This is a genomic window from Sphingomonas sp., from assembly GCF_035944535.1.
In the GTDB taxonomy this organism is placed as follows: Bacteria; Pseudomonadota; Alphaproteobacteria; order Sphingomonadales; family Sphingomonadaceae; genus Sphingomonas_B.
Map to the genome: position 1 here is coordinate 220664 of NZ_DASZBC010000003.1, position 19576 is coordinate 240239.

The 19576-nt window shown below is 65.7% G+C and carries 23 protein-coding genes; 15 read left to right on the forward strand and 8 right to left on the reverse strand.

Going from position 1 to position 19576, the window contains the following annotated elements; translation table 11 throughout:
* Nucleotides 1-129 precede the first annotated feature (129 nt).
* The 3 genes from VGT77_RS02955 (at nt 130) to VGT77_RS02965 (ending at nt 3986) form a co-directional block, all read left to right on the forward strand.
* Nucleotides 130-1011, forward strand: coding sequence for a hypothetical protein (locus VGT77_RS02955; RefSeq protein WP_414713350.1), 882 nt, complete (start codon nt 130-132; stop codon nt 1009-1011).
* 16 nt (nt 1012-1027) lie between these two features.
* Complete coding sequence (locus VGT77_RS02960; RefSeq protein WP_327459408.1) at nt 1028-3019, forward strand: hypothetical protein; 1992 nt, start codon at nt 1028-1030, stop codon at nt 3017-3019.
* 88 nt (nt 3020-3107) lie between these two features.
* A complete protein-coding gene (locus VGT77_RS02965; protein WP_327459409.1) occupies nt 3108-3986 on the forward strand; it encodes a phosphodiesterase in 879 nt (292 codons plus the stop codon).
* Here the strand turns inward: VGT77_RS02965 and VGT77_RS02970 are convergent.
* Entirely contained in the window at nt 3975-5132 is a 1158-nt protein-coding gene (locus VGT77_RS02970) for an aminotransferase (protein WP_327459410.1), read from the reverse strand. The two genes, VGT77_RS02965 and VGT77_RS02970, sit on opposite strands and share 12 nt — an antisense overlap.
* Before the next feature lie 121 nt (nt 5133-5253).
* Here VGT77_RS02970 and VGT77_RS02975 point away from each other — a divergent pair, with 121 nt between their 5' ends.
* The 5 genes from VGT77_RS02975 to mtnA are packed head-to-tail and all read left to right on the forward strand — an operon-like array spanning nt 5254 to nt 8534.
* Complete coding sequence (locus VGT77_RS02975) at nt 5254-5838, forward strand: NADPH-dependent FMN reductase (RefSeq protein WP_327459607.1); 585 nt, start codon at nt 5254-5256, stop codon at nt 5836-5838.
* Complete coding sequence (gene mtnB / locus VGT77_RS02980) at nt 5838-6431, forward strand: methylthioribulose 1-phosphate dehydratase (protein WP_327459412.1); 594 nt, start codon at nt 5838-5840, stop codon at nt 6429-6431. The genes VGT77_RS02975 and mtnB overlap by 1 nt, the downstream gene beginning before the upstream one ends.
* A complete protein-coding gene (locus tag VGT77_RS02985; RefSeq protein ID WP_327459414.1) occupies nt 6419-6916 on the forward strand; it encodes a 1,2-dihydroxy-3-keto-5-methylthiopentene dioxygenase in 498 nt (165 codons plus the stop codon). Before mtnB ends, VGT77_RS02985 begins: the two co-directional genes overlap by 13 nt.
* Nucleotides 6913-7503 carry an acireductone synthase gene (mtnC, locus tag VGT77_RS02990; protein WP_327459416.1) on the forward strand — a complete coding sequence of 197 codons (591 nt, stop codon included), beginning with the start codon at nt 6913-6915 and terminating at the stop codon, nt 7501-7503. The genes VGT77_RS02985 and mtnC overlap by 4 nt, the downstream gene beginning before the upstream one ends.
* Complete coding sequence (gene mtnA / locus VGT77_RS02995) at nt 7500-8534, forward strand: S-methyl-5-thioribose-1-phosphate isomerase (protein WP_327459418.1); 1035 nt, start codon at nt 7500-7502, stop codon at nt 8532-8534. The genes mtnC and mtnA overlap by 4 nt, the downstream gene beginning before the upstream one ends.
* Here the strand turns inward: mtnA and VGT77_RS03000 are convergent, their stop codons facing one another.
* The gene (locus VGT77_RS03000; protein ID WP_327459420.1) at nt 8535-9068 is read right to left on the reverse strand and encodes a DUF4142 domain-containing protein; all 534 of its coding nucleotides are present in this window, start codon (nt 9066-9068) and stop codon (nt 8535-8537) included. It lies immediately after the preceding gene.
* 128 nt (nt 9069-9196) lie between these two features.
* On the opposite strand from VGT77_RS03000, the gene VGT77_RS03005 reads away from it, so the two are divergent.
* The 3 genes from VGT77_RS03005 to VGT77_RS03015 all read left to right on the forward strand — a co-directional run bounded on the left by VGT77_RS03005 (nt 9197) and on the right by VGT77_RS03015 (nt 10601).
* A complete protein-coding gene (locus tag VGT77_RS03005) occupies nt 9197-9820 on the forward strand; it encodes a hemerythrin domain-containing protein (protein WP_327459421.1) in 624 nt (207 codons plus the stop codon).
* 75 nt (nt 9821-9895) lie between these two features.
* A complete protein-coding gene (locus VGT77_RS03010; protein ID WP_327459423.1) occupies nt 9896-10318 on the forward strand; it encodes a hypothetical protein in 423 nt (140 codons plus the stop codon).
* A complete protein-coding gene (locus VGT77_RS03015) occupies nt 10302-10601 on the forward strand; it encodes a hypothetical protein (RefSeq protein ID WP_327459425.1) in 300 nt (99 codons plus the stop codon). Before VGT77_RS03010 ends, VGT77_RS03015 begins: the two co-directional genes overlap by 17 nt.
* Before the next feature lie 83 nt (nt 10602-10684).
* Here VGT77_RS03015 and VGT77_RS03020 read toward each other — a convergent pair whose 3' ends face one another.
* The 3 genes from VGT77_RS03020 to radC all read right to left on the reverse strand — a co-directional run bounded on the left by VGT77_RS03020 (nt 10685) and on the right by radC (nt 13095).
* Nucleotides 10685-11305 (reverse strand): PEPxxWA-CTERM sorting domain-containing protein, encoded by a 621-nt coding sequence (locus tag VGT77_RS03020; protein ID WP_327459426.1) that lies wholly within the window; start codon nt 11303-11305, stop codon nt 10685-10687.
* A 142-nt stretch (nt 11306-11447) separates the two neighbouring features.
* The gene (locus tag VGT77_RS03025; RefSeq protein ID WP_327459428.1) at nt 11448-12380 is read right to left on the reverse strand and encodes a hypothetical protein; all 933 of its coding nucleotides are present in this window, start codon (nt 12378-12380) and stop codon (nt 11448-11450) included.
* A 37-nt stretch (nt 12381-12417) separates the two neighbouring features.
* A complete protein-coding gene (gene radC, locus VGT77_RS03030; protein WP_327459430.1) occupies nt 12418-13095 on the reverse strand; it encodes a RadC family protein in 678 nt (225 codons plus the stop codon).
* Nucleotides 13096-13118: 23 nt separating this feature from the next.
* Between radC and VGT77_RS03035 the strand changes: the two genes are divergently transcribed.
* Genes VGT77_RS03035 through VGT77_RS03045 form a run of 3 tightly spaced genes read left to right on the forward strand, consistent with a single transcriptional unit; the run spans nt 13119 to nt 16857 of the window.
* The gene (locus tag VGT77_RS03035; RefSeq protein WP_327459431.1) at nt 13119-16253 is read left to right on the forward strand and encodes an intermembrane phospholipid transport protein YdbH family protein; all 3135 of its coding nucleotides are present in this window, start codon (nt 13119-13121) and stop codon (nt 16251-16253) included.
* Nucleotides 16254-16300: 47 nt separating this feature from the next.
* Nucleotides 16301-16480: a YnbE family lipoprotein gene (locus tag VGT77_RS03040; RefSeq protein ID WP_327459433.1), complete on the forward strand. Its 180-nt coding sequence runs from the start codon at nt 16301-16303 to the stop codon at nt 16478-16480.
* Nucleotides 16477-16857, forward strand: a complete 381-nt coding sequence (locus tag VGT77_RS03045; RefSeq protein WP_327459435.1) for a DUF1318 domain-containing protein — start codon at nt 16477-16479, stop codon at nt 16855-16857. The genes VGT77_RS03040 and VGT77_RS03045 overlap by 4 nt, the downstream gene beginning before the upstream one ends.
* A 154-nt stretch (nt 16858-17011) precedes the next feature.
* Here the strand turns inward: VGT77_RS03045 and rplI are convergent, their stop codons facing one another.
* Genes rplI through rpsF form a run of 3 tightly spaced genes read right to left on the reverse strand, consistent with a single transcriptional unit; the run spans nt 17012 to nt 18236 of the window.
* Nucleotides 17012-17611 (reverse strand): 50S ribosomal protein L9, encoded by a 600-nt coding sequence (rplI, locus tag VGT77_RS03050; protein WP_327459437.1) that lies wholly within the window; start codon nt 17609-17611, stop codon nt 17012-17014.
* A 12-nt stretch (nt 17612-17623) separates the two neighbouring features.
* A complete protein-coding gene (rpsR, locus tag VGT77_RS03055) occupies nt 17624-17848 on the reverse strand; it encodes a 30S ribosomal protein S18 (protein ID WP_046347832.1) in 225 nt (74 codons plus the stop codon).
* 4 nt (nt 17849-17852) lie between these two features.
* The gene (rpsF, locus tag VGT77_RS03060) at nt 17853-18236 is read right to left on the reverse strand and encodes a 30S ribosomal protein S6 (RefSeq protein WP_327459444.1); all 384 of its coding nucleotides are present in this window, start codon (nt 18234-18236) and stop codon (nt 17853-17855) included.
* A 166-nt stretch (nt 18237-18402) separates the two neighbouring features.
* On the opposite strand from rpsF, the gene uvsE reads away from it, so the two are divergent.
* Nucleotides 18403-19569 carry a UV DNA damage repair endonuclease UvsE gene (uvsE, locus tag VGT77_RS03065; protein ID WP_327459446.1) on the forward strand — a complete coding sequence of 389 codons (1167 nt, stop codon included), beginning with the start codon at nt 18403-18405 and terminating at the stop codon, nt 19567-19569.
* Nucleotides 19570-19576 lie beyond the last annotated feature (7 nt).

Consider the following 19576-nt stretch of genomic DNA (forward strand, 5'->3'; position numbering starts at 1 on the left):
GCATGATCACCGCCCGGACCCGTTCGGCCTGAGCTTGTCGAAGGCCTGCTCTTTTCATTTCGAGCCCACAAGAAGAACAGGGCTTCGACAAGCTCAGCCAAGGCGGATCGGGGAAGCCGGAGGCTCACCATGCTGATGGTCAAGAACCCGGCGATGACCAGCAAGCGCGAGCGCTCGTCCACCCACGACGGGTTCCTGCGCTACCGGAACTTCCGCTGGGCTAAGATCGCCTCGATCCTCGCGCTGGTGGCGATCGTCGCCTATCTGATGATCGACGTGCAGCCGCGGCATAATGGCGGCAGCGCCTATGGCTATGTGCTGGGCACGATCGGCGCGCTGCTGATCTTGTGGCTGACGCTGCTGGGCGTACGCAAGCGGGCGATGACGCGCGGCCGTTGGTCGCTAAAGGCCTGGACCTCCGCGCATGTCTATCTCGGTCTCTCGCTGATCGTCATCGCGACGCTGCACACTGGCTTCCAGTTCGGCTGGAACGTTCACACCCTTGCCTATGCGCTGATGATGGTCGTGATCCTGTCGGGCATTTACGGCATCTCGATGTACGCTGCGCTGCCGCGCATGCTCAGCGACAATCGCGACATGATGACCGAAGCACAGATGCTCGATGCGCTGCGGTCGATGGACCGGCAGCTGCACGACGCCGCCCAGCCGCTCGAACAGCGCCACGCCGACCTCGTTCAGGCATCGCTGGACCAGGATGCGTTCGGTGGCGGCGTTTGGGCGCGGCTGACTGGCCGTTATCCGAACTGCGCGACGCGGGCAGCCCAGGCGGAGATCCGCCGCGAGACGGCCTATCGGCCCAATGTGGGAGACGACCCGCTGGAGAAGATCGACGCGCTGCTGACCCGCAAAGAGGCGATCCTCGCGCGCGTGCGGCGGCATTTGAAAATCAAGTCGTTGCTTGAAGTGTGGCTGTACATCCACGTGCCGGTCACCTTCGCGCTGATCGCCGCGCTGTCGGCGCACATCGTTTCAGTCTTCTTCTATTGGTAAAGGGCGGCCGGGGGGCATGAGCTTCATCATTCGTCAGGTCTCGCGGACCGCCGATGGCCGCGAGATCGTTCGTCCGACAACCGTTCAGGGGCTGCAGATCAGCGTCGGCCGCCTGACCGACAATGACGTGCATCTGGCGGACCTTGCTGTCGAGCCCAAGCATGCGGTCATTTCCGAGCCCGTGCCCGGGCGGCTGGTCGTCCAGTCGGTGTCGGGCCTCGGCTTCGGCTTTGATGGCCGAACCGTGATGCGTGCCGAGATCGAGCCGGCCACCAGTGGCGCCGAGCTGCGCTTCGGCAGCCATCGGCTGACCCTTGGCCAGGAAGACGGCGCGGTAACCATTACGGTCGAGCGCGTCGAGGCATTGTCGGACGCGTCCGAGGCGAAGGACCAGCAGACCGTCTTCACTCTCCGCGGGCTGATGCCGGGCAAACGGATCAGCGCCTATGCCTTTATCGGATTAGTGCTGGCGGCGTTCCTTGCCTGGCCGGTCTATACCTATGCCACTTATCGCGGCGAGAAGATCCGGCCGAACGGCTTCCACGCCGACAAGACCTGGACCTCGGGCAAGCTCAGCAAGGCGCATGCGGAGCTGGAGAATGACTGCCAGGCCTGCCACACCGACGCATTCGTGGCAGTCCGCGACAATGCCTGCGTCGCCTGCCACACCGACTCGCACGGGCAGAAGGCCGCGGGGCTGCAGCGAGTGGCAATGAGCGGCCCAGGACGTCCTGGCCCTGCGGCATACGACCATGCGCCGCTCGACAAAATGCTCGCCTCCCGCGGAGAGTCGGATTTCGGCGGCCGGATCAAGAGCTTCTTCAAGCGCACCTTCAACGTGCCGGAAGGGCGCTGCGTCGAATGCCACACTGAACATGAAGGCGCCGGGCCGATGCCGGCGACGCAGCAGCAATTCTGCGCCGACTGCCACAACGGGCTGGGGGGACGGCTGCAGTCGGCCGGCTTCAAGTCGAGCGTCGGCGATGCCACCGATTTCGGACTCAAGCATCCGCAGTTCCGACCGGTCGTCCTGGCCGGCTATGACGAAGCTAATCCGGTGCCCTTCGAGAAGCGGGACGCGCGTGCCGGCGGCAATCCGCTACTCGGCTGGAAGATGCAGCGGACCGTCCTCGACAAGCCGCTTCGAATGGAAAACGGCCTGAAATTCACCCACGCCCAGCATGTCTCGACCACTAACGGCGTCGCGCAGATGTGGCGGCGCGTCTCGCCTGGCCAGGGCGAAGGCATGGACTGCCAGGACTGCCACAAGACCGATCCGAGCGGCACGCGCTACCAGCCGGTGCGGATGGAGACGGCGTGCCAGGCCTGCCACAGCCTGGGCCTGCAGACGGTCGGCGGCACGGTCCGCCAGCTGCCGCATGGCCAGCCGGCACAGGTGATCGCCGACATCCGTGCCTTCTACGGCTCCAGCGGCAACTTCCGCGCGACCGGGCTGCCGATCGCGCGCTACACCCGCTCGCGGCCGGGCGAAGTGAATGCGGAACGGCGCTCGATCGATCTCGCCCGGGCAGCGGCGCTGATGCCGGGCCGGGGCGATTCGCTGATCCGCGCTACCTTCGCGCCGGGCGGAGTGTGCGGCGAGTGCCACAAGGTCAGCTTCACCGGCGGCGACGGCGTGCGAATCGCTCCCGTCGCCCAGCCGGTCCGCTATCTGCACAAGGGCTGGTTCGATCATCGGGCGCACGACAATCTGGACGTGCGAGGTGCGAACGGCAGCCGGCGCTATGGCTGCCGCGACTGCCATGTGGCCGAAAAGTCAAACAATGCCAGCGATTTGCTTCTTCCGGGCCTGGCTAACTGCCAATCCTGCCACACTGGCGAAAAAGGTGCGACCAATGCGCGGCTTGTGCGTTCCGGCACAGCCTCGGGCTGCGCGATGTGTCACGACTACCACGCCGACGAGGGAGCGCCCTGGGTGCTCAAGCGTGGGGGGAGAAAAGCGGCTCCGGCGAACCAGGTGGCAAGCCTCCAGGTTCGCTGGCGCTGAGGGGTAGGTTTAACCGCTGGTTTGCCTGTGCGCTGTTAGGGGCAGTGCCGGGTGAAGGGGAGCGGTTGGACCAGAACAGGCGAGTAGCATGCTCATCGCGCAGATCACGGATATCCATCTGGGGTTCGATCCGGACAACCCCAGCGAATTCAATCGTAAGCGGCTGGATCATGTCCTGAAGGTCCTGACCGCCATGCGGCCCATGCCCGATCTGCTGCTGGCGACTGGCGACCTTGTCGATCGCGGCGATCTGGCGAGCTACAAACGGCTGCGCAATGCGCTGAGCGTCTGCCCATTCCCCGTCTGGCCGTGCCTCGGCAACCACGATCTGCGGGAGACGTTCTGCGAGGCGTTCCCCGAAATCCCGGTCGTGGACGGCTTCGTCCAGTATGAAGTGAATGCGGGGCAGATCCGGTTCCTGATCCTCGATACGCTGGAGGAAGGGCGCCACGGCGGCGCCTTTTGCGAGACCCGCGCCCGCTGGCTGCGGGCACGCCTGGCGGAGCAGCAGGACCGCGACACGATCATCGTGATGCACCACCCGCCGGTCGATGTCGGCATCGAGTGGATGGCGACCGATCCCGAAGAGCCATGGGTCGAGCTCTTCTCCCAAACTATCGCCGGCCACCCCCAGGTGAAGGGCATCATCTGCGGACACCTCCACCGCCCGATCTGCGTTGCGTGGCGCGGAACCACCATCTCCATCTGCCCCTCGACGGCGCCGCAGGTCGCGCTCGATCTCGCCCCGATCGATCCCGACCGTCCGGACAATCGCGCGATGATCATCGCCGATCCGCCCGCCTATGCGCTGCACAAATGGAATGGGCGAGAGCTGGTCAGCCACTTCGACAATGCCGACGACCATGTGATGCTGGCCAAGTTCGACGCCAACATGCAACCGCTGGTGAAGGCGCTGCTGGCGGAGCGGCCCTCGCACCAGCGGGAAGAGAAGCGCTCAGCCGCTTAAGGCGGCGCGCGCTTTCGCAAGGCGCTCGACGGCGGCGTCGAGCGTGTCGTCCTGTTTGGCGAAGCAGAGGCGGACGATGTTCGTTACCGGGTCCTCCGCGTAAAAGGCGGAGACGGGAATGCCCGCGACGCCGAACTCCTTCACCAGTCGTTCGCAGAAGGTGACATCGTCTAACGCTATGCCTGAGGCGGTCAGGTCGATGTTGAGGAAATAGGTGCCTTGGCTCGGCAGCACCGCCCAGCCGGCGGCCCTAAGGCCCGCAGCCAGTCGGTCCCGCGAGCGGGCATAGCCGGCGCGCATCTGGTCGAAATAGCCACTGTCCTTGCCGAGACCATAGGCGGCGGCCGCCTGAAGATTGGGCGGCGTGGTGAAGGTCAGGAACTGGTGCGCGCGGGAGAGCGGCACCGCCAGTTCGGGCGCGGCGCACATCCACCCTGTCTTCCAGCCGGTCAGCGAGAAGATCTTGCCCGCCGAGCCGATCTTGACAGTGCGGTCCCGCAGCTGGGGCAGGTTCATCGGCGACAAATGCCTGCGCCCGTCGAAGATTAGATGCTCCCAAACCTCATCGCTGATCAGCACGGCGCCCGCGGCGATCACGCGATCGGCAAGCAGCGTCAGCTCGGCTTCGCTGATTAAGGTGGCGGCCGGGTTCAGCGGCGTGTTCAGGATCACGGCTTTGGTGCGATCGCTGAAGACGGCATTCAGCGCTTCGGCTGTGATCGTCCAGTTCGGCGGGGCGAGGCGTACGAGGCGGGGCACGCCGCCGGCGCGGCTCACCAACGGCAGATAGGCGTCGTAGAGCGGCTGGAAGAGCACCACTTCGTCGCCCGGCGAGACAAGCGCCAGGATCGCCGCCGCCAGCGCCTCGGTCGCGCCCGAGGTGACGATCACTTCGTCGGGGGTGAGGTCGAGACCTTGGTGCCGAGCATAATGAGCCGCCACAGCTTCCCGCAGCTCTGGCAAGCCGGTGGACGGAGGATATTGGTTGGAATGTTCGACCAGCGCACGGGCCGCGGCCTCGACCACGTCCTCGGGTCCGTTCGAGTCCGGAAAACCCTGGCCCAGGTTGATCGCGCCCGTCGCTCTCGCGCGCGCCGACATATGCTCGAAGATGGTGGTCGGCATCGCAGCGTAGAGCGGGTTCATCGAGGCTCCTCGCGCCCGGCTCCGTTCGGCGCGGGCTCGTTCAACCCCTTTTTCCCGGGCTTACCGAAAAAGGGAAGGGAGGGCTTCGACAGGTTCAGCCCGAACGGGTAGTAGTGCCGTGATGAACATCCTCGTGCTCTATGGCTCATACCGGCGCGACCGCGCGGGCATTCGGCTCGCGCGCTATGCGGTGGCCGAGTTGACGGCGCGCGGGCACAAGGTTGAACTGATCGATGCGCAGGCGGTTGGCCTGCCGATGCTTGACCGCATGTTCAAGGAATATGCGCCGGGCGAGGCGCCTTCTAACATGGCCAACTTGGCAGCGAAGATCAGGGCCGCCGAGGCCTTCGTGTTCGTCGTGGGCGAATATAATTGGGGCATGCAGCCGGGTCTGAAGAACCTGACCGACCATTATCTGGAGGAGTGGTTCTGGCGGCCCGCGGCGATCCTCAGCTACTCGGCCGGGCGCCTCGCTGGCGCGCGGTCGAGCCTGGTCTGGCACGGCACCTTGTCCGAAATGGGCATGGTCGTCATCTCCAGCACGATCGGCGTAGGCCAGATCGGGCAGGCGCTGGACGAGCAGGGCACGCCCACCGGGGATGGCGGCGCCGCGCTGGCGCGGGCCTTTCCGCGCTTCGCCGCTGACCTCGAATGGTGGGGCGAGGCGGCCCTGGCGCAGCGCGAGCGGCGGGCACCGCCTTACTGATGACGATTGAGGAAGTCGAAACTGCGCTGATCGCGATCGGGCGTTACTTTCAAGCCCGCGGCTGGGCGCCCGCGACTGCCGGCAATTACTCTGCGCGGCTGCAGGACGGCCGGATCGCGATTACCGTATCGGGGGCGCACAAGGGGCGGCTCACGTCGCGAGACATCATGGTGCTTGGTTCCGGTCATCCGGGCCGCCCTTCGGCGGAGACCGCCCTCCATCTCTCCATCTACCAGGCGTTCCCGGAGGCCGGCTGTGTGCTGCACAGCCATGGCGCGGTGTTGGTCGCGCTGAGCCGGGTGCTGGGCGACGAATGGGTTATCGAGGGGCATGAGCTCGCGAAGGCGCTGCCGGGCGTGACCAGTCACGATATCCGCATCAGCGTTCCGATCGTCGAGAACAGCCAGGACATGATCGAGATCGAAGCGGCGGTCATGCCACGGCTCGGCATCGTGCCGGCTTATCTGATCCGCGGGCATGGCATCTATGGCTGGGGACGCGACACTGCGGAGGCCGAGCGCGTGATCGAAGCGCTGGAATGGCTCGCCGAGGCCGAGTTGGCAGAAAGGAGCTTGCGGGCATGTCGCGACTGACCCTGTTCACCGAAGCCGGAGAGCGGCTGCGCGACACCGACAACGCCGCCGAGATCGCGAGTGCGCTCGGCACGATCGGCGTGCGCTTCGAACGCTGGCCGCTTGAGGCCTATGAGGATCGCGTGGCGGCGCTCCGTGGGGACGGGTACACGACGACCGACACGGTCAGCGTCTCGCCCGACCATCCGGAGCGGGATGCGATGCGGGCGAAGTTCCTGTCCGAGCACCGCCATGCCGAAGACGAAGTTCGCTTCTTTCTCGCCGGAGAAGGCCTGTTCACGCTGCGCGACGGCGGGCATGTTTACGCGGTGCTATGCACGGCGGGCGACATGATCTCGGTTCCGGCCGGCATGCGCCACTGGTTCGACATGGGCCCGCAGCCGAGCTTCACCGCGATGCGCTTCTTCCGCACGCCGAAAGGGTGGGTAGGGGACTTTACCGGCGACCCGATCGCCGACCGCTTTCCGCGCCACGCACCGGCATGATCAAGGCAATCCTGACCGATATCGAAGGCACCACCAGCAGCATCGCCTTCGTTACCGAGACGCTATTCCCTTACGCCCGGGCCCGCCTCCGCGATCATCTTCGGGACCACCCGGAGCAGGCGCAGGGCATACCCGGCGATACATTGGAGCGATGGATCGACGAGGATCGCAAGGAGCCGGTGCTGAAGGCCATTCAGGGGCGCATCTGGCGGCAGGGCTATGAACGCGGCGAGTTGAAGGGGCATATCTATCCCGACGCGGCTGCGGCGCTGCACCGGTGGCACGAGCAGGGACTGCGCCTGTTCGTCTACTCGTCCGGCTCAGTCGAGGCGCAGAAGCTCATCTTCGGACACAGCGAGGCAGGGGACCTTACGACCTTGTTCGAGGGCTATTTCGATCTGGGCGTTGGTTCGAAGCTCGAAACTGTATCCTACGTCCGCATCGCTGAAGAGATTGGCGAGAAGCCTTCCGCGATCCTGTTCCTGTCCGACAATCCGGCCGAGATCGCGGCAGCGCGCGAGGCCGGGCTGCAGGTCCAGCTGATCGACCGCGGCCGCGGCGACACGTTCGAAAGCATCTGCCATTGAAGCTCGAAGGCGAATGGGTGCGGTCGGTCGCCCGAACTGAGAGCGGCATTCTCATTCTGGATCAGCGCAAATTGCCCTGGAGCGTCGATTGGGTGGAACTTCGCTCCGCGGAGGAAGCGCATCGAGCGATCCGCGAGATGTGGACTCGGGGCGCGCCGCTGATCGGAGCCGTGGCCGCTTACGGCCTGGCGATGGCCCTGCAGGACGATCCGCTGCAGTTGGACGCAACCTATGCCCGGCTTGCAGAGGCCCGCCCGACGGCGATCAATTTGCGATGGGCTTTGGATCAAGTGCGCGATGCGGTTCGCAACCTGCCGCTTACCGAACGCGCGGAAGCGGCACTCCGGCGCGCCGATGCGCTGTGCGACGAAAATGTCGCGCTCAACCGCGCGATCGGCGAGCATGGGTTGGCGCTGCTCGAAGAACTGCACGCCCGCCATCCGAACCGGCCGCTGAACATCCTGACCCACTGCAATCCGGGGTGGCTGGCCACCGTCGATTACGGCACGGCGACTGCGCCCATCTACCTGGCCCATGACAAGGGCCTGCCGCTCCATGTTTGGGTCGATGAAACGCGGCCGCGCAATCAGGGCGCGTTGCTCACTGCCTTCGAACTCTCCGGCCACGGAGTGCCGCACAGCGTCATTGCGGACAATGTCGGGGGGCTGCTGATGCAGCGCGGCCAGGTCGATCTGGTGATTGTCGGCACCGATCGCGTCACCGCCAATGGCGATGTCTGCAACAAGATCGGCACCTATCTGAAGGCGCTCGCCGCGCACGACAATGGCGTGCCCTTTTATGTGGCGCTGCCCTACACGACCATCGACCGCTCTTTGGCCTCGGGCGATCTGGTGCGGATCGAGGAGCGGGACGCGGAGGAGCTGTCCTGGCTCACCGGCCCGACGCAAGCGGGCGAACTGGCAACCGTAATGGTCACCAGCTCGCCCGCCTATAATCCGGCTTTCGACGTTACGCCCGCCCGGCTGGTCACCGGCTATATCACCGAACAGGGCGTGACCGCGCGGATTTGATCAGCGCTTCAGCGGCCCGCCCATCGCGGTCTGAATGCGGCGGATTTCCTCAAGATGTCGCTGCACGATCGGGATAGCAGCCGCCGCAGCTGCCTTCAGCCCAGGATTGTCGCCTTGGGCGGCGAACGCCTGGTGCAGCGCCAGCGCCTCTTCATGCGCCATCACCTGCTGATCGACGTAGAGCCGCTCCATCTTGGCGTGACCTGCCTCGCGCAGATCCTTGAGCATCGCGGTGTGCTTCTGATTGGGTCCACCTGGGTTGCCGATGCTTGCCTGTTTCGCCGCAGCCATAACGGACGCGCTGGTGTTCGCATGATCCGTTACCATCATCTGCGCGAAGTTGCGCACGTCCGGATTGGACGCATGCTGCAAGGCCAGCTTGCTCGACTGGACTTCGTAAGTGTCGGACGACGCCGCCATCGCGACATAGGTGGCCGAGGAGACTCTCGCCGCGAGCGGCGGGGCGGAAGGCGCGGTCTGGGCTAGGGCGGGGGCGGCGCCCGCCAACAACGCTAAGGCGATGATGCTCTTCATGATTGGTCCTCCTGCTGTTCTTGGCGACCTCAACCCCTTGGGTGGGAGGGCGGTTCCGATTTGCGGGGAACGGCGGGCGGTGCCGGAGGGTTGTTGCAGCGACGCTTTACCCAAGAGGGAGATGAATCATGGCGACCGACGCTTCCGACCGTTCGACCAGCAAACAGCGCTCGACCGATCGCTCATCGCGCGAAGAGGGCGGCATTTTTTCCGGTGCGACCGGAGCGATGATCGGCGCGGCCGCGGCGGGTGTGGCCGTCGGTCTGATGGCCAATCTCGGCCGCAAGGCGGCGGTGCAGGCGCCGACCATGATGGCGGGCGATTGGGACCAGGCGCTCGCGGCCGAGCATGCCGCGACGCTGAAGCTGTTCGATGCGCTCCAGGCAACGACCGAGAAGAATACCACCAAGCGCTCGATGCTGCTGATGCAGCTAAAGCATGCGCTGGCCAAGCACGCGCTGCAGGAGGAGAATGCGATCTATCCGGCACTGCGTGACGCCGGGCAGAAGGAGCAGGCCGATCACCTCAACCACGATCACGGCTATGTGAAGCAGTTCCTCTACGATCTGGAGAATATGCCCAAGGAGTCGCCGGCTTTCCTGACCAAGGTGGCGGAGTTCCGCGCGGCGATCGAAGAACATGCCGGCGAGGAAGAGCGGACGATCTTTCCGGCGCTCAAGGCCAAGCTGAGCCCGGACAAGAACAAGGCGCTCACTGCGCTGATGAACAAGGAAGGTTTCAAGCTGGCTTGATGCCTCCGTTCGCTTCGAGCGAAGTCGAGAAGCGTATCTCGACTTCGCTCGATACGAACGGGAAAGGAGATTACCATGGACCTGAAAGGCAATCTGTCGACCGAGCATCAGTTGGCCGGTGACGCGAAGCGGCCAGACTCGGCCACGCTCGACAAGAACCGGACGCCCGAGGACGAAGGCAGCGACCGCGGCCAGCGGCCTTTCATTGCCGGCAATGGCGAAGTGCGCGGCTCCGGCGCGGGTGCCGGCGGCGGCAATCTGCGCGAGGATTATGACGATGAGCAGGCCTCTGGCGGTGGCGACCTGACCCGCGGGTCCGGTCAGGACGAGGAGCGGCGCCAGAATCATGAAGCGGTGCACAATGGCAATCGCCTAAGCGAAGCCGGCGCACATGACGGCGTGGAAGACCAGATCCACAAGGCAGTCGACAATCAAAGCAGCGTGTCGCCGGACGATTATCCCGAAAAGAACAGCATGGGTCATGCCGACAAGGGCTGACCCATTCGGTCCCTGGTTCAGCCTTGGGCTCGACATGTGGATGCTGGGGGCCGAGGCGTCGTCGGTGATCGCGCTTCGCACCCTGAAGCTGGCTGGGGGCGGAGCCGCGGCGCGTGCCGAGGCCGAGAGGATGGTCAGCGAGAAGTTCGCCGCGGCGATGACGCTGTCGCAGCAGGCAATGCTTGGCCAGCTTGGCACAAGCATACCGGACATAGGCGCTAAGGCGGTGGCGAGCTATCGCCGCAAGGTGCGGGCTAACCGCAAGAGGTTGAGCAGGGCCTAGGCGCAGTCGTCGACGCAGGAGTGGCGAAGCAGTGCAGCCACGCCTGCGGCGCGCTGGACTGCTTCGCTTATCTCAACATCGTGTCAGGCATAGACGATGCGACCCGCGCTGCGGCGGCGGCGCATGCTTGCGCCGATCAGGCCTAGACCGCCGATCATCATCGCCCAGGTTGCGGGTTCGGGCACCGCATTGGGGTTGTTACCCGGCGCCGGGATCGTCACCGAGCCCAGCGTGAACAGCGCTGTGTCGGCGCCGGTGGTCGGATCGTTCTTGGTCGTGCGGGCATAGAATCCGTCCGACGAAACGCCGCCAAAGACCGACCGCGCGGACAGGCCTTCAATGTCAAAGGCAAGAGTCGGCCCACCCGTCGTCCGGAAGCCGCTGCCGAAATAGGTGAACACAAGGTTCGTCTTCGTCGGGTCGTCGGTGAAGCCCGGCGTCAGCGGCGCGGCGCTGACCAGCTCCGTGCTGGCAACAAGAAGCGGCGACGAAGACCCGACCGACGGCGAGATATAACCGTCGAAATCGAAAATCACGAACCGGTCGCCATTACGCAGACCCTCATTGGCATTGAGGGTAGCCTGGTAGCGGAAGGTGTAGTTGCTCGGCCCATTGGTCTGCACGGACTGAAGCGTGAGAATGGCAGCAGTCGCCGGTGTGGCGGCAGCCAGGACCGCCGCGGCGGCCGCGAACAGATACTTCATGCGAGGAACTCCCCTGTCCCGAACCACAGCCCCAATCGTACCGGTTCGGCTGAGTCGCAGACTTACCAGATTAACCATGTTCTGGTAATGGCTTTCTCACTGATTTTATTAATCTTTTCATCCCCGAAACGAAGCACTCTGCTCACCCGCAGACCGCTACGCCTTGCGTCAACACAGTTCCGACATAGCAGGGCTTGCCGAGCACGGCGTCGAGGGCGGGCCTGTGGATCAGCAGATGGCTGGCGCCGAAGACGACCAGCACGGATTTGCCGGCGTTCAGATGATCGATGATCAGGCGGTGCAGATGCGCGTCGCGTGCCCTGGAAACGGCATAAGCGATGCGGTTCGTGGCGAACCTGCCATCCGCTAGCGGGCCGACTTCTTCCGTGTCGAAGTCCTGCCCGAGCGGTTTGCCGTTGAGGCGGCGATACCAGTCGGTCCAATCTTCGTGCGTCGCGAGCACCGAACCCGGGAGCTGGAGCGCCGTTCGCCTTTTCGCCAGTTCGGCTTCGACCAGCGGTTTCAATCGGACGTCGGCGGCGTCTGCGATCTTTCGCTCGCTGATCCACTGGGGGATGCTGCGCAGGACGTAGAAGCCGAGCAGGTCCGACTCCCGCAACTTGGCGGCTAGTACGCTCTGTTTCACAGCAAGATCATCGGGCTCGCCGCCGATCAGGTTGGCGGGCTCTTGCTGTGCGCCAACTACGGTCGGCACCGTCTCGCCTTCCTCGACGAAGCCGTCCGGCCGCGGCTTGCTCGACATCGCATAGTTCAGCACGGTAGGAGGATTGGCGCCCCGGGAGGTGGCAAAGCCTTCGGCGATCACAACCTCGAAACGGAAGGACGCATAAGCGTCGCGAATGAGCCGGAAGGTCAGGCTGTCGTCGCGATTCGCATGTTTGGCGGCGACAAAGACCAGCCGACGCGGCCCAATCTTGTAGACGGCGGCGAAGGCATCCTCCGGTTGACTGTCCCGCAGCGTCGTCGTCCAGGGGGCGAGCGCTTCCGGCACCGGGCGCAATGGGGCGGTGGCGCAGCCGGCGAGGAGGAGGAAGGCCGCGAGAGAGCGTCGCATGTGACTGGACCTCCGGGGTCAATGATCAACCAGGTGGTTATAGCAACCCCATGCTCCGCATGCTCGAATGGCCGCTTGCGCCGATGATGACATGGTCATGGACCTGGATTCCCAGACGCTTGCCGGCTTCGACGATGTCGCGCGTAACGGCGATGTCCTGTTTGGAGGGGCTCGGGTCGCCGCTCGGGTGGTTGTGGACCAGGATCAGGCTGGAGGCGTGCAGATCGATGGCGCGACGTATCACCTCGCGCGCATACATGGCCGCCTCGCTGGTGGTGCCTTCGCTGAACGCCTCGTTGCGGATCAGCCCGTTCTTGGCATCGAGGAACAGCACGCGGACCCGCTCGATCGGCAGCGCCGCCATGTCGGCGCGGAGATAGTCGAGCAGCGCGTTCCAGCTGCCGAGGATCGGCCGCGCCTTGATCTGGGCGGCAAGCAGGCGCAGGGCTGCGGCATTGACGATCTTCAGCGCCGCCACTGTCGTTTCCGAAAAGCCGGCGCGCTCGATCGCCTCGGCGTCGGCGGCGAACAACCCGCCGATGCCACCGAACTCGTTCAGCAAGCGTTTCGCGAGCGATTTGGTATCGCGGCGCGGAATGACGAGGGCGAGCAGATATTCGACGATCTCATGGTCGAGCAGCGCATCCGGGCCCTGCCGCAACAGCCGCTCGCGCAGACGCGCCCGGTGCCCGGCGCCTTCGTCTTCCCCCGCCATAGCCTTGGGGCTTAAAGCCAGTCATGGCTGAGGTCGAGATGGAAGCATTGGTGCGCCGCCGCCCGCGCGCACGGCGCATCGCGCTGGCGCTGCTGCTGGTGCTCGCCATGCTAATGCTCGGCCTGTGGCTGGCGCGCAAGCCGATCGCATCCAACTTCATAGACCGCGAACTGGCGCGGCGGGGCGTGCCGGCGCGTTATGAAGTGAAGCGGATCGGCCTTCGCACCCAGCGGCTGGAAGGCCTCAGCATCGGCAACCCGCGCGCGCCGGACCTGACCGCGGAATGGGTCGAGGTGGATCTGCGCCCAACCTTCGGCACGCCGGAAGTACGGGTGATCCGCGCCCATGGGGTGCGGTTGCGTGGACGGCTCGTGAACGGCCGGCTGCGGCTTGGGGCGGTGGACCGGCTGCTGCCTGCGCCGACGGGCAAGCCCTTCCGCTTGCCCGACCTGCCGGTGGCGGTCAGCGATACGCAGCTTGCCCTCACCACGCCAGCGGGCGCGGTGCGGCTGGCGCTGGAGGGGCGTGGCAATCTCGCCAACGGCTTCGCCGGTCGCTTTGTCGCGACTGCCCCCACCTTGAATGCCGGCGGTTGCACGATCGCGGGCGGGGGATTGCAGGGCAGGGTAACCACCAGCAATGCCCGCCCGCGTCTCGCCGGTCCGCTTCAAGCGCGCGAGTTGGACTGCGGAAGCGTGGAACTGGCCGGAGTGAGCGGCGCGGTCGATGCCACCTTGGAGCCGGGGCTCGATGGCTGGCGCGGCGATTTGGCGCTGGCGGCCAGACGCTCGCTCGCCGCCGGCTGGTCGGCGAGCAGAAGTCGGGCACAGATCGACTTTGCCGGTAACGCCGAGCGGACCTCGGGCATGCTGCGCCTTGCCGCCATTGCTCCGTCAGGTTCTGCTGGGTCGGCCGCCAGCGCAACGCTCGGAGGGCGTTACACGATAGAGAGCGCGCGGGCCGAGCGGCTGGACGAGGCTGGCACGCCCAGGGCCATGAGCATCCGCTTCGAAGGCGGGCTGTCGGCCTCGGCTGTGTCGCTGACCAATGCACCGCGTCTGGACGGCTTTGCCCGGAGCGTTGCGGGGACCCCACTCGAGCCCGTCGCTCAGGCGCTTGCGCGCGGAGCGGCAGGGCTGGGCCGTTCGGCGGAGCTCCGCGCCAGCCTGAGCGCTTCGATGCGCGGCAGCCAGGGCTCGGTTCGGATCGGCAGCGCTGCTCTCAACGGGAACCGCGCGGAGCTGCGCTTTGCCGGGCGCGAGGGGGTGCGCGTTCTGTGGCCCGGGAGCGGTCAGCCGCAGGTGGACGGACGCCTGACGCTGGCCGGCGCCGGCATGCCGCGCGTGACCGCCGACCTGAGGCAGAGCGCACCGGGCGCATCTTTATCAGGCGTTGCGACAATGGAGCCGTTCGCGGCGGGTGGTTCGCGGATTGCGCTGGCGCCCGTGCGGTTCGACGCAGGGCGCTTCTCGACCGTGATCAATGCAAGCGGGCCGCTGTTCGGTGGCAGGGTCGAAGGAGCGCGGCTTGCACTTCTGGGCCGACTCGGGTCGGGCGGTCTCGTGCTCAATCCCGGCTGTGCGCCGTTGGGCTTCCAACGCCTGGCGGTCTCAAGCCTGACCCTTGACCCGGCGGCACTCAGGCTCTGCCCTGTCGGCGGCGCGCTGGTCGCGAATGGCCGGATCGCCGGTATCGTCGAAGCTCCGCGGCTGCGCGGCACATTGGGACAGAGCCCGATCACCCTCGCCGCATCCCGGCTGCGCTTCGAGGGCAGTGAGTTCCGGATCGCCGACCTGAATGCTCGCCTTGGACGGGACGATCGGATCAGCAGGCTCGAGGTCGCGAGCCTGACGGGCAGGGCGAGCAACGGCGTCGGCGGCCGTTTTGCCGGGGCTTCGGGACAGGTCGGCAAGGTGCCGCTCCTGGTCAGCGACGCGAATGGCCGCTGGCGCTTCTCTGGCGGCGTGCTCGATGTGAGCGGCGCGCTGATGGTGTCGGACGAGCCGGACCCGGCGCGCTTTCGCCCGCTCGCCTCGCGCGACTTCGCGCTCCGCATCCGCGGCAATGACCTGGCGGCGAGCGGTCACTTGCAGGAGCCCGGCAGCGGCACGCGTGTCGCGGAGGTGCAGCTGCGGCACGACCTTGGCAGCGGCATCGGCAATGCGGACTTGAACGTGGACGCGATCCGCTTCACGCCCGAAGGCCTGCAGCCCGAGCAGCTGACACGGCTTACGCTGGGCGTAATCGCCGATGTGGACGGGACGCTTGCCGGACAGGGGCGCATTGCCTGGACGCCGGAGCGGGTCACCAGCACCGGTGACTTCCGAGTCCGCGCCGCCTCACTCGCGGCGCCGTTCGGGCCGGCGACCGGCATTTCGACCGACATCCGCTTCACCGACCTGCTGGGCCTCGAAACGGCGCCGGGCCAGACGGTCACCGTCGCCACCGTCAATCCCGGTATCCTGGTCGAGGAAGGCGTGGTCCGCTACCGGATCGCGCCCGGTTTCAAGCTACAGATCGAGGAAGGACGCTGGCCCTTTGCGGGCGGCGAACTGCTGCTACGCCCGACGCTGCTCGACTTCTCAGAGGACGCCGCGCGCGAGCTCGTCTTCGACATTCGCGGGCTCAATGCGGCGCGGTTCGTCAACAAGCTCGAATTCTCGAACGTCAACGCGACCGGCATATTCGACGGCACGCTGCCGATGGTCTTCGATGCGGACGGGGGGCGGATCGTCGGCGGCGCGCTCGCGTCCCGTCCTGGCGGCGGCACCTTGTCCTATATCGGCGAGGTTTCGAATGCGAACCTCGGCATCTGGGGCGGCATCGCCTTCGATGCGCTCAAGTCGATTGCCTATGAGAATATGACGATCGGGCTCAATGGCCGCATCGACGGCGAGATGGTTAGCCAAATCCGCTTCGCCGGAGTCAGCCGCGGCACGATCGAGCCGGTCGCGACGGGACTGATCGCTCGCGTCGGCGGGCAGCTTGCGCGCGAGCTCCAGCAAATTCCGTTCGTCTTCAACATCCGGATCACGGCGCCATTCCGCGGGCTGATCGCCATGTCGCGCAGCTTCAGCGACCCCTCTTTGCTCATCGGGGACCGGCTCGGCGCCGGCTTCGAAGCCGTTCAGCCCTCCGACAGCGGGAATAAGCGATGAAGGACATGATGTTGACGCGTGGGGCAGGGGATGCGAGCCATAGGGCCATGCGAAGCCTTTCGCTCCTCCCGATCCTGATCGCCGCCTCCGGATGCGTGCAAGTGAGCGCGCCCGAGCGGCCGATCGAGATCAACCTGAACGTCAACGTCAAACAAGAAGTGCTCGTTAGGCTGCAGCGTGATGCGCAGCAGCTGATCGAGGAGAACCCGGAGTTGTTTCCGCGATGACCAAGCGTGGCAAGATCATCATTGGCTTGAGTGGCCTGGCGCTGCTCGCCTGGGGCGGCGTGGCGCTGGCGCAGAGCGGGGCGGTGAGCGCGGCGATCGCCGCCGGCCAGGTCGGCGAACGGGCGGACGGCTATCTCGGCATTCGCGGTTCCGTCGGAGCGGACGTGCGCGCGGAGGTCGAGCAGATCAACATCAAGCGCCGCGCGCTCTACACCAGCCGGGCCCAGCAGCGCGGCGTGGCCGTCGAAGCCGTGGCAGCGGCGACCGCGTGCCAGGCGATGCAGCGGGTGGGCGTCGGCCATGCTTATAACAGCGGCGGCGGCTGGGCCGTCCGCGGCGCCGGCGATCCGGCGCCCAAGCCGGGCAATTGTCCCTAAACCTTCCGGCGTCATTGCGAGCGAAGCGAAGCAATCCAGGTAGACGTTGAGCCATTTGGATTGCCGCGTCGCTGCGCTCCTCGCAATGACGGGCACAGAAAAGGGCTCCGCTCTCACATGAGAACGGAGCCCTTGTTCGTTCCAGCGGCAGCGATCAGGCGGTCGCCTGTTCGCCTTCCGGAGCGGCGGTCGCAGCGGCGATGTCGCCGGGTTCCGCATTCGGGTCGAAGGCTTCGGTGAAGCCGGCCGCGTCCTTTTCGAACATCTCGGCCATCACGTCGACGCCCTGCGCCTGCAGCTCGGCTTCTTCCGGCGAGCGGGCAACGTTGACGGTGATCGTCACCGACACTTCCGGGTGCAGCGCGACCTTGACCGTGTTGACGCCGATCGCCTTGATCGGCTTGTCGAGCACGACCTGGTTCTTCTGGACCTTGACGCCGTCAGCCTCGAGCGCCTCGACGATGTCGCGGACGGAGACCGAGCCGTAGAGCTGGCCGGTGTTCGATGCCTGACGGATCAGGGTCACCGACTTGCCGTCGACATTCTTCGACGCCTTTTCGGCGTCGGCGCGGCGGTTCGCATTGTCCGCCTCAATCTGCGCGCGATTGGCTTCGAAGACCTTGCGGTTGGCTTCGTTGGCGCGGAGCGCCTTCTTGCGCGGCAGCAGGAAGTTGCGGGCAAAGCCCGGCTTCACGGAGACGACGTCGCCGATGCCGCCCAGCTTCTCGACGCGTTCAAGCAGAATAACGTCCATGAGGGCAGTTCCTTACTTCACAATATAGGGCAGGAGGCCAAGGTGCCGCGCACGCTTGATCGCCTGGGCGAGCTCGCGCTGCTTCTTGGCCGAGACCGCAGTGATGCGGCTGGGGACGATCTTGCCGCGCTCGGACACGAAGCCCTGTAGCAGACGGACGTCCTTGTAATCGATGCGCGGCGCGTCCTTCGCGGAGAAGGGGCAGCTCTTGCGGCGGCGGAAAAACGGGCGTGCCATGGTCTTAAGCTCCCATCATCTCGTCGCGGTCGTCGCGGCGCGGACGGCGCTCGCTGCGATCGCGGTCGCTCTTGCGCATCATCACCGACGGGCCGCCTTCGTGCTCGTCGACGCGGACGGTCATGTAGCGGATCACGTCTTCGTTGATCGCGGTCTGGCGCTCAAGCTCGGCGACAGCGCCGGCAGGCGCGTCGATGTCGAGCATCACGTAGTGCGCCTTGCGGTTCTTCGCGATCCGATAGGCGAGGTTGCGGAGGCCCCAGGTCTCGGTCTTCACGACCTTGCCCTGATTGTCCTCGATGATCTTGGTGGCGGCTTCCGCCAGCGCGTCCACTTGCGCCTGTGCCAGATCCTGGCGCGCAAGGAACACATGCTCGTAAAGAGCCATGGTCTTCCTTCATATGTTGGCCGATCGCTGACGCCGCCCCGTGCGGACGCCCCTCCGGCTGTCGTCTCAATGCAAACAGGGCGGAGAGACATGGCTCCCGCCCCGCGGCGGCGCCAATGCACGAAATTGGTCCGGAGCGCAAGCGCGCCCGAGCCGTTGTGAGCGCATGACCGATCCCAACCGTCCCCTGCGCCTCGGCTTTCCCGTCAAGGTGCTCGGCAAGCCCGGCCTGAAGAGTAACGACACACGGCGCTGGCAGAAGAACCCGCATCTGAAATGCTCGCTCGAGCATGTCAGCGAGATCCTCGACTATCTGCATAAGGAGCGGCTGGACATGTACCGGCTGTCGTCGGACCTCGCGCCTTACGCCACGCATCCCGATATGCCGCAGTTCCACTCCATGGTGGCCGAGAGCGATGCCGAGCTGCGGGCGTTCGGGGCGAAGGCGCGCGAATATGACGTCCGGCTGAGCTTCCATCCCTCGCAATATGTGCTGCTGAACAGCCCCGATCCGGCGCTGACGAAGAAGAGTATCTGGGACTTCGCGTCGCAGGCCGAGATGCTCGACCGCATGGGGTGCGGCGACGAAGCGGTGATGGTGACGCATGTCGGCGGCGTCTATGACGATCACGAGGCGAGCCGCGCCCGCTGGATCGAAGGCTGGGAGCAATGCCCGGACTTTGTGAGGCGCCGGCTGGTGCTGGAGAATGACGATCTCCGCTTTTCCGCCGCGGACGTGCTATGGATTCACGAACGCACCGGCGTGCGGCTGATCTTCGACTATCAGCATTTCTGGTGCCTCAATCCCGAGCGGCTTGATATGCGCGAGACGCTGGAGCGTTTCCTCGCGACCTGGCCGGAGGGCGTGCGGCCGAAGATCCACTTCTCCTCACCGCGCACCGAGATGCGCGAAGTGAAGCGGGCGATCACGCCGAAACAGCGTGCTGCCGCCAAAGCGGGGAAGAGTGCCGGCAAAAAAGGCGAGGTCACCAAGGCGCCGGTCAAGGCGGCGGCCCGAGTCAAGACGGTGCTGCTGCCACCGGTCTGGACCGGCCATAGCGACTTCACCAACCCGTTCGAGTTCGCGACCTTCATGCGCATGGCGGAAGGCTTTGAGTTCGACGTGATGATGGAGGGCAAGTCGAAGGACATCTCGATCCTGAAGCTCAGGCCCGACCTGCTCCGCTACGCGCCCGATGTGGCGGCGCGCTTCGGCATCCATGCCGAGGATGCGGCCGAGATCTTCGCCGACGAAGCCGCGCTCGACAAGGGCGTCAGCGCCGACGCGGAGCCTGACGTGGATGAGGGAGACATGGCGCTGGCGGCAGAGTAACTCATTG